The 8,388-nt window shown below is 28.5% G+C and carries 7 protein-coding genes; 5 read left to right on the top strand and 2 right to left on the bottom strand.

Annotated features, from left to right (window positions below; translation table 11 throughout):
* Positions 1 to 45: 45 nt before the first annotated feature.
* Together gcvH and QM536_08665 are read right to left on the bottom strand one after the other, a co-directional pair.
* Entirely contained in the window at positions 46 to 426 is a 381-nt protein-coding gene (gene gcvH / locus QM536_08670) for a glycine cleavage system protein GcvH (protein ID MDI9357079.1), read from the bottom strand.
* Complete coding sequence (locus QM536_08665; GenBank protein MDI9357078.1) at positions 410 to 1,021, bottom strand: sigma-70 family RNA polymerase sigma factor; 612 nt, start codon at positions 1,019 to 1,021, stop codon at positions 410 to 412. Before QM536_08665 ends, gcvH begins: the two co-directional genes overlap by 17 nt.
* A 252-nt stretch (positions 1,022 to 1,273) precedes the next feature.
* Between QM536_08665 and QM536_08660 the strand changes: the two genes are divergently transcribed.
* The 5 genes from QM536_08660 to QM536_08640 all read left to right on the top strand — a co-directional run bounded on the left by QM536_08660 (position 1,274) and on the right by QM536_08640 (position 8,032).
* Positions 1,274 to 2,134 (top strand): phosphatidate cytidylyltransferase, encoded by an 861-nt coding sequence (locus QM536_08660; GenBank protein ID MDI9357077.1) that lies wholly within the window; start codon positions 1,274 to 1,276, stop codon positions 2,132 to 2,134.
* A 53-nt stretch (positions 2,135 to 2,187) separates the two neighbouring features.
* On the top strand, positions 2,188 to 3,030 hold the full coding sequence (gene accD / locus QM536_08655; GenBank protein MDI9357076.1) for an acetyl-CoA carboxylase, carboxyltransferase subunit beta: 843 nt from the start codon (positions 2,188 to 2,190) through the stop codon (positions 3,028 to 3,030).
* Between the two features lie 153 nt (positions 3,031 to 3,183).
* Positions 3,184 to 4,170 (top strand): CNNM domain-containing protein, encoded by a 987-nt coding sequence (locus tag QM536_08650; protein ID MDI9357075.1) that lies wholly within the window; start codon positions 3,184 to 3,186, stop codon positions 4,168 to 4,170.
* A gap of 170 nt (positions 4,171 to 4,340) precedes the next feature.
* Complete coding sequence (locus QM536_08645; protein ID MDI9357074.1) at positions 4,341 to 7,082, top strand: WG repeat-containing protein; 2,742 nt, start codon at positions 4,341 to 4,343, stop codon at positions 7,080 to 7,082.
* A gap of 5 nt (positions 7,083 to 7,087) precedes the next feature.
* Positions 7,088 to 8,032 carry a ketoacyl-ACP synthase III gene (locus tag QM536_08640; GenBank protein MDI9357073.1) on the top strand — a complete coding sequence of 315 codons (945 nt, stop codon included), beginning with the start codon at positions 7,088 to 7,090 and terminating at the stop codon, positions 8,030 to 8,032.
* Positions 8,033 to 8,388 lie beyond the last annotated feature (356 nt).

Below are 8,388 nucleotides of genomic sequence, written 5' to 3'. Positions count from 1 at the left end.
TTTTGTTTTATAATCGGTTTTTGAAACTATCCCGTATTTTCTATTTTATTTCTCTATTAAACGGCGATAATCGGTATTTTGTAATAATGCATCTAATTCCTTTGTATCGGATATTTTCACCTTGATCATCCATCCGTCTTCGTATGGTTTTTTATTTACGAGTTCGGGACTGGTGTTAAGACGAGTATTCACTTCTATTATTTCTCCACTTACAGGCATAAAGAGGTCAGAAACTGTTTTTACTGCTTCTACGGTGCCAAATACTTCTCCCGCTTTTTTTTTATCCCCCACTTCGGGGAATTCTACATATACTATATCTCCTAATTCATTCTGTGCGAAATCAGTGATACCTACAGATAGTATATCTCCCTCTACTTTTACCCATTCGTGGTCTTTTGTGTATAATACATTACTCGGAGTGTTCATTCTTATTATGGTTAATTTCTTCTTTTAGTAAATTTATATATTCTGATATATCATTATTAAAACATGCCTGTTTAAATGTTTCAAAAGCAGTGTGTTTTATATTTGTGTTGAGAGACATCTCTTTTTTTTTTTCTATTTTTTTTCGGGAACGGGAAACAATCTGCCTACAATTTTCAATTTTTTTTCCAAAAATATCTTGTAAATCTTTATACTCATAGTTAAAAATTTCTTTTAATATATAAAGAGATCTTTCTATGGGATTCAGGGCATTATAAAATATAGAAAAAGCTTTGTACAATTTTTTTTCTTCTACAGCTTCGTCTTTTTCAAAAGGGTCGTTATCACCAATATTGGTAACATCATCTATATGTATAGTATTTTTTTTAAAACGAGTATTACGAATATGATTCAGAGAAGCATTTTTTACCGATTTTATAAGATAGTTTTTTGTGTTTAACACCTTCGTTTGATCTATAGTAAGCCATTTTAAAAATATATCTTGTACAATATCTTCTGCATCTTGAATAGATCCTACTATCTTAAAAGCAATGCTTTCCAAAGAATGTTTATATAATACAATAGGTGTTGTTGTCATAAATATAGATATAAGGATATTTTAATTACGTATGAGATTATGTTTTTTTGAGAATCAATTTGCTAATATAATAAAAAATCTACAGAAAAAAGATATTTATAAGTTTTTCTTTGTAATACGAGTATAAAAACAAATTATAAATGAAATAAAACAAAAAAAAAAACGAGGAGAGAGTAAAATCCCCTAAAAAAACATAAAATACAATTTATAAATGTTATTTACCACATTAGAAAAACAATAACACATATTAAAATGGCATCTTTTAATTATCAAAAATATATAAGTTTTATAAATAAGTATAATAATTTTACCCAAAGATTCATTACTGGTATTTTTGGAGCATTGATTATCATCTTTTTTTTAACTTTTCATAAGTACACGTATTTTATTTTATTTTCTTTACTTCTCATATTTTTACAAAGAGAATATTACTCTTTAGTAAAACTAAGAGGATATACTCCACTGGCTTTAATTGGAATCATGATAGGTCTTGCTTTACACGGGCTTACATTTTTGTATCTTATTGATGCTATACCTCCAGAGTATTTTTATTTTGTGTTTTTATTAACAACATTACTTTTTATAACAAAAATTTATAAAAAGAATGATAGATTTCCTTTTATGAGTTTAGCACAAACGTTCTTAGGAATTGTATACATTGTAATTCCTATTTGTATGTTACATGTCTGTAGTTTTTATAGAGGCGAGTACGATTGGGGGATATCTTTAGGTATATTTTTAATACTTTGGAGCAGTGAAACAGGTGCTTATATAGTAGGAATTAATTTTGGGAAGACAAAGTTTTTCCCGAGAATATCGCCAAAAAAAACATGGGAGGGTTTTTGGGGAGGTGCTTTATTTTCTTATATTATGGCTTTTGGTATTTCATTTTTCTATGTACAAATAGGAATTATTGACTGGCTTATTATTGCTACTATTATTATTATCAAAGGAACCTATGGAGATTTAGCAGAATCACTATTCAAAAGAAGCCTACAAACAAAGGACTCAGGACATGCATTGCCAGGACATGGAGGATTTTTAGATAGATTTGATGGTTTTTTATTTTCTATTCCACTCATATCACTCTATTTGAAAATATTTGTAAAATAAAAATATGTACTATATCACAATTTATTATACAACATTAAAAATTAAAAAACACTATGACAGAATGGTTTCATAAAAATAATAAAGGAATAAGAACATCTACGGACGAGAAAAAAGATGTTCCCGATGGTATGTGGCGTTCAACCCCGAGCGGACTTATTCATATAAGAGAATTAAAAAATAATTGTTATGTATCCCCTGAAGATGGTTTTCACATACGGATTGGATCAAAAGAATATTTCGAAATACTCTTTGATAAAAATGATTTTACAGAACTGAATACAAACATCTACTCAACTGACCCCTTAGAATTTACAGATACTCAACCCTATAAAAAACGAATAAAAACAACTATGGATACTTCTAACCTAAAAGATGCCATTCGTTGTGCTTATGGAACACTAGATTATCATAACGTAGCCATTGCTTGCATGGACTTTATGTTTATAGGAGGATCTATGGGAAGTGTGGTAGGAGAGAAAATATCAAGAACAATAGATTACTGCTTAAAAACCAAAACCCCTCTTATAATTATCTCTAAATCAGGTGGTGCAAGAATGATGGAAGGTAGTTTTTCTCTTATGCAGATGGCAAAAACATCAGCAAAATTATTTCTCCTATCCGAGTCCAAAATACCTTATATATCTGTTTTGACAGATCCTACAACAGGTGGTGTAACCGCCTCTTACGCAATGTTGGGAGATTTTAATATAGGAGAGATTGGTTCTGTTATAGGTTTTGCAGGAGCAAGAGTCATAAAAGATACTATAGGTAAAGAACTACCAGCAGGATTTCAAAAATCAGAATTCTTACTAGAACATGGATTTTTAGATATTATAGTAGACAGAAGACAACTGAAATCTACTATTAGTAACCTATTAAAAATGATAAGAAATTAATTTTACTATTTTTTTACGTTGTATAAAATATATTATATAATTACAAATATATTTTGAAAACGAACATAAATGAGATAAAAAAAATATCTAATTTTAAATGTAAATATTTATTATACCCTATATATTAAAATTCACAAAACAACTTTTTTTATTATGATAGTATTATATGTTATATGTATATTAATAGGGTTGGTTTGCTCAGCTACTATATCTGGCATGGAAATAGCCTTTTTTTCTCTCAAACAAAAAGAATTAGCGGAATGCAAAACTTCTTCACGCCCGAGAGATAAAAAAATAATCCTTATCATACAAGAAAGCAGAAAGATTCTTGCTACTATCCTTATAATGAATAATTTGGTAAACGTATCTATAGTACTTATATCTACGATTTTAGTAAGAAATTTTTTAAAAGGAGAGATGACCCCATACGAAGTAACTATTTTTACTTTTTACAACACCTCTGTAATTGTTTTTTTCGGAGAACTTCTTCCAAAAGTATATGCAAATGCAAATAATCTTAAAGTATCTAGAATGACTGTAAATATTCTTAGCTGCTGTGTGAAAATATTTACTCCACTCTCTTTTTTTCTACTATATATAGGAAAATGGTTTGAAAAACGAATCAAGATTACTCCTCATACTTTTAGCATAAACGATTTACACAGAGCAATAGAAATAAGCTCTATGGGGGAGAATAAAGAAATAAAAATAATGTTAAAAGGAGTTATTAATTTCGGATCTGTAAACGTAGAAAAAATAATGTCTAAAAGAGAATCTATTGTTTCTTGTGAAATAAACGAATCTTTTGAAAATATTAAAAATAAAATTAAAAATATTAACTTTAGCAGAATTATTGTCTATGAAAAAGATATTGATAATATACAAGGGGTTTTATATGTGAAAAATATTATAGTGCATATTCAAAATGACGTGGTAGAATGGAAAAAAAATATGAAACCTGTAATATTTATTCCCACTACAAAAAGAGTAAACGTATTGTTTAACGAATTGCAGTTGAAAAATATCCATACCGCAATAGTAGTAGACGAATATGCACGTACCGTTGGACTCGTAACAATAGATGATTTATTTAAAGAACTGCTCTACGAAGTAACTGAAAAAGAACACACGGATCAATAATATGTTTGCGAACATATATTTTTTACAAAAAATGAAAGTGTTTTTTTATTTATTTAGAGAATAAAGGGTATAAAAAATATTATTTCATAAAATATAGATAAAATGTATTATTATACATTATTAAATTATTTAAGTATTCAAGAAAACGAAAAAATATTACACTCAACAATATGTATCATTATAAAATTATTTTATCTATTCTATGTTATTTACTGGTGGGATCTCTTTTGGCAGATGATATAGGAAAAGCTAAAAAAGCTCTTGGTGAAAAAGATTTCAAAAAAGCATTAAAATATACAGCGGAAGCATTAAAAGATAATCCCAATAACCCAATTGCCTATTATATACTTTCTTCGGTTTATATAGACAGATCTTTTGAAAATTATAATATTGATCTATCGTATAGATATATTATAAAAGCAGATAGCCTATGGGTATTCCTGAAAGAAAAAACACAACAAAAATTTATAGAAGATGGGTATAATCCCGAACTCTTTCTAACCCAAAAATCTGCAATAGAAAAAATGGGATATGATAGAGCAATCAATATAGGAACCCTCCAAGCAGTTCAAGATTATATAGATTTTTTTCAAAACTCACAACAAAAAGGAGCCGCAGAAAAAAAAAGAAATGAACTCGCTTTTTCTAAAGCAGAACAAGAAAATACAATAGAATCATACCAATACTTTATAGACACCTACCCTCTTGCTATCCAAATACCACAAGCAGAAAAAAAATACCAAACTCTCTTTTTTTACCAAATTACCAGAGATAAAAAAATAGAAAGCTATAAAGCATTCTTAAAAAAGTATCCCAATACAGAATTTACTAAAGAATGTGAGAAAAATATATTTGAAATATCCACAGCATCTAATAATATTCAGGACTATATAAACTTTATCAATCAGTATCCAAAAAGTCATCTTATAAAAAAAGCAAAAGATTTTCTTGCCTCTCTAGATAAAAACGTTTATAATCTCAAATACTTCTCTAACTATACACAAATACTTTCTTATAAGGACTCTATCCAAAAACTCCAAAGATTAGAAAATGAATTTTTATTACCCATATCCCGAGAAGGACTCTATGGAATTATTAATGAAAATGGAAAAACTATTATACCTCCTTACTACACCTCTCTTCCACCTGAATACTTTTCTTTTCCCATTCAAATACCCCAATATATAGAAGGATGGAAAAAAAATAATCACTACATTACATTGAGAAATGAAAAACCAATAACACCCGAAAAAAACTTTATTGCTGAAAATATGGGATATGGATTGATAAAAATAAAACTTTTAGAAAAATACGGAGTCATACATGAAAACGCACATACAATATTACCTGCCATATACCAAAATGTCTCTGTTTTACACCATACTTTTATTAAAATAGTTGAAAACAATAAATCAGGACTTGCAACCTATTCAGGAAAAGTCATTATCCCACCCCAATATGATGATATTATATATGAAAATGGATTTTGGATATTTAAACAAAATGAAAAATATGCCCTCGCATCCCTTGACCAAATAACAAAAACAGCAAATTTAGAATCCATAAACCTTTCTTTTGCCTATGACGAAATAGAACCGATACATAATAATTTTCTTATTGCTGTAAATAACGATGATACAGAAATTCTTTTTGACAGCACTCTTACTACTATTATCCAAAGAGATATTCAAAAAATTAGTTCTTTGGGTAAGTATTTTCAAATAAAGCAAGGAAAAACATACAAAATATATTCACCCGAAGAAAAACAATATATACAAGAAGAAATTCAACAAATAATAAGTAATAATGATTATATTCTCTTAAAAAAACAGAATAAATGGGGAGTAATAAAAAAAGAATATATAAATAACCCCACTCATTTTATATATGATTCCCTGACTTTTTTTAACCCAAATACTTTCCTATTCTACCTGCCCGATACATTTGGAGTTATTGTTGAAAATTCTATTACTCTCAAACTTCATAAAGATCAAACTATAAACTTTATAGGAGATTTTACAAAACCCTATTCTAAAACAAATCCCGAACATTTTATAACATTTTATTACCAACCATCTATTACTTCAACTACCACCACGAATATAACCCCTAAAAAAAATACTAAAACCACTAAAACCCCCATAAAGCCCAAAAAAGACACTCTTGCTAAATACCCTAAAATATTTGATCTGAGCGGAACAATCTATTTCTCTAATAATTATGAAAATATACAATATCTTTCCAAAGGATATTTTATGGTAGAAAAAACAAAAAAGAAAGGAATAGTAGACAAAACAGGAAAAATAGTCGTAAAACTTCTTTACGACGATATAGTAAAAATAGACACTACCTCGTTTATTTCTCTCATAAAAGATAAAAAAGTAGGATATTACTATACGAAAAAAAACATAATTATAGATCCAAAATACGACCAACCTATCAAAAAAATCGAAAATTATTTACAAATATCTATAAATGGTAAGATAGGAATCATTACTCCAGATGCAAAACCAATCATTCCACCTATTTACGACCAATTTATACCATTTTCAAATGAAAATATCCTTGCTCAATCAGGAGTATATTGGAAAATACTCTCTTTTACTAATAAAGTATTAAGAGATACAATACTAGATGTACAAATATTTTTTCAACAAAAAGATGAAAAAATCCTAAAAATACAAACTCTATACGGAATAGGGTTACTCAGTAATACTCAAAAAAATATCTCTTTTCCTGTCTATTCAGATATATTTTTAGCGAGACAGTATCCGGAACCTATTTTATTAATATCTAAACACGTTCCTGAAAAAGATTTTTATGATCTATTTTATACGAATAAGGCAGGAGAAAAAATATATTCATTTGTTATGAGTACGCCTGAGTATAAAAAAATAATATATAAAAAGTAAATACAATGTATATAAAAAATATAGCTCATTATGTCCCATATACCATTTTAAACAACGAGTATTTTACAAAATTAAATGGACTTTCTAACGAATGGATAAAGGAAAGAACAGGAATAATGGAAAGAAGAAAAGCCAGCCCAGATGAAAATACATCCACTATGGCTATAGAATCGGTAAAAAAATTAGCAACTATAACAACTTTTCCATTAGATAAAGTAGATCTCATTATTGGTGCATCTTATACCCCCGATGACACTATTGGAACCTTTGCACACAGGATACAAAAATATCTCAAAGCTATGAATTCTATTGTGTTAACGATATCTTCCGCTTGCTCTTCTTTTATAAATGCTATGGAAGTCGTAGAAGGATACTTCGCAACCAAAAAATCTCAAAATGCTCTTATCGTAATATCAGAGCATAATACTGCCTTTAACGATGAAAAAGATAAAGTGTCAGGGCATCTCTGGGGAGACGGATCCGTTGCTATATTAGTATGCAAAGAATATGAATATGCAAGTATAAAAGTTCAAGAAATAATTACAAAAGGAGCTGCCTTATCGGGACATGGACCCGACTCTGTAACCCTTAAAATGCCATTCGGAAAAATACAGATGCCATTCGGAAAAGACGTATTTCTAAACGCCTGCAACTACATGTCTTCTATAACAAAGCAAATATTGGAAAAAAACAATTATTCTATAAAAGATATGGCTTATTTTATACCTCACCAAGCAAATTTTAGAATTTCTAAAAAAGTAATGGAACAATTAGAAATGAAAGCAGAATCGGTTATATCTAATATTCAATATTTAGGAAATACAGGATCTGCCGGATCTGCAATAGGACTATCAGAAAACTGGAATATGTTTAAAATGGGAGAAAAAATAGTGGTTAGTGTATTTGGAGGAGGGTATGGATATGGAACCATGCTTTTAGAAAAACTATAAATCCAGTAATGTAACTCCTCTTATATTACTCTCTAAAAATTCGTTTTTGGATCCCATTCTCAACCTGACAATACAATAAGCAAAGCCCACGATGGAAACCATGGGATTTGCTTATTATTTTCCGAACCACTATTTCTACTGTAAACGAGAGCTTTATTTTGATTGGAATAATACTTTCTTTATTTCTATAATAATATATATAAAGGTGGGTTCTAAAAATTGTTTTTTAGGTTTTAATTTTTTAAAAATATAAAAACCCATTTTATATATTTAAAAAGTCAAAACAAAAGTACATATTTCATTCTTATTAGTTTACATTTTTTCTAATTTTTCTAAAAAAATAGTTTGGGTTCATC

The sequence above is a fragment of the Chitinophagaceae bacterium genome (assembly GCA_030053935.1).
Lineage (GTDB): Bacteria > Bacteroidota > Bacteroidia > Cytophagales > JASGCU01 > JASGCU01.
Note: the sequence above shows the minus strand (reverse complement) of the source record. Positions and strands in the feature narration are given on the sequence as shown.

Bases quoted from the DNA above. Each gene is read 5' to 3' on its own strand.
- gcvH (MDI9357079.1), bottom strand. From the start codon at position 426: ATGAACACTCCGAGTAATGTATTATACACAAAAGACCACGAATGGGTA.
- QM536_08665 (MDI9357078.1), bottom strand. From the start codon at position 1,021: ATGACAACAACACCTATTGTATTATATAAACATTCTTTGGAAAGCATT.
- QM536_08660 (MDI9357077.1), top strand. From the start codon at position 1,274: ATGGCATCTTTTAATTATCAAAAATATATAAGTTTTATAAATAAGTAT.
- accD (MDI9357076.1), top strand. From the start codon at position 2,188: ATGACAGAATGGTTTCATAAAAATAATAAAGGAATAAGAACATCTACG.
- QM536_08650 (MDI9357075.1), top strand. From the start codon at position 3,184: ATGATAGTATTATATGTTATATGTATATTAATAGGGTTGGTTTGCTCA.
- QM536_08645 (MDI9357074.1), top strand. From the start codon at position 4,341: ATGTATCATTATAAAATTATTTTATCTATTCTATGTTATTTACTGGTG.
- QM536_08640 (MDI9357073.1), top strand. From the start codon at position 7,088: ATGTATATAAAAAATATAGCTCATTATGTCCCATATACCATTTTAAAC.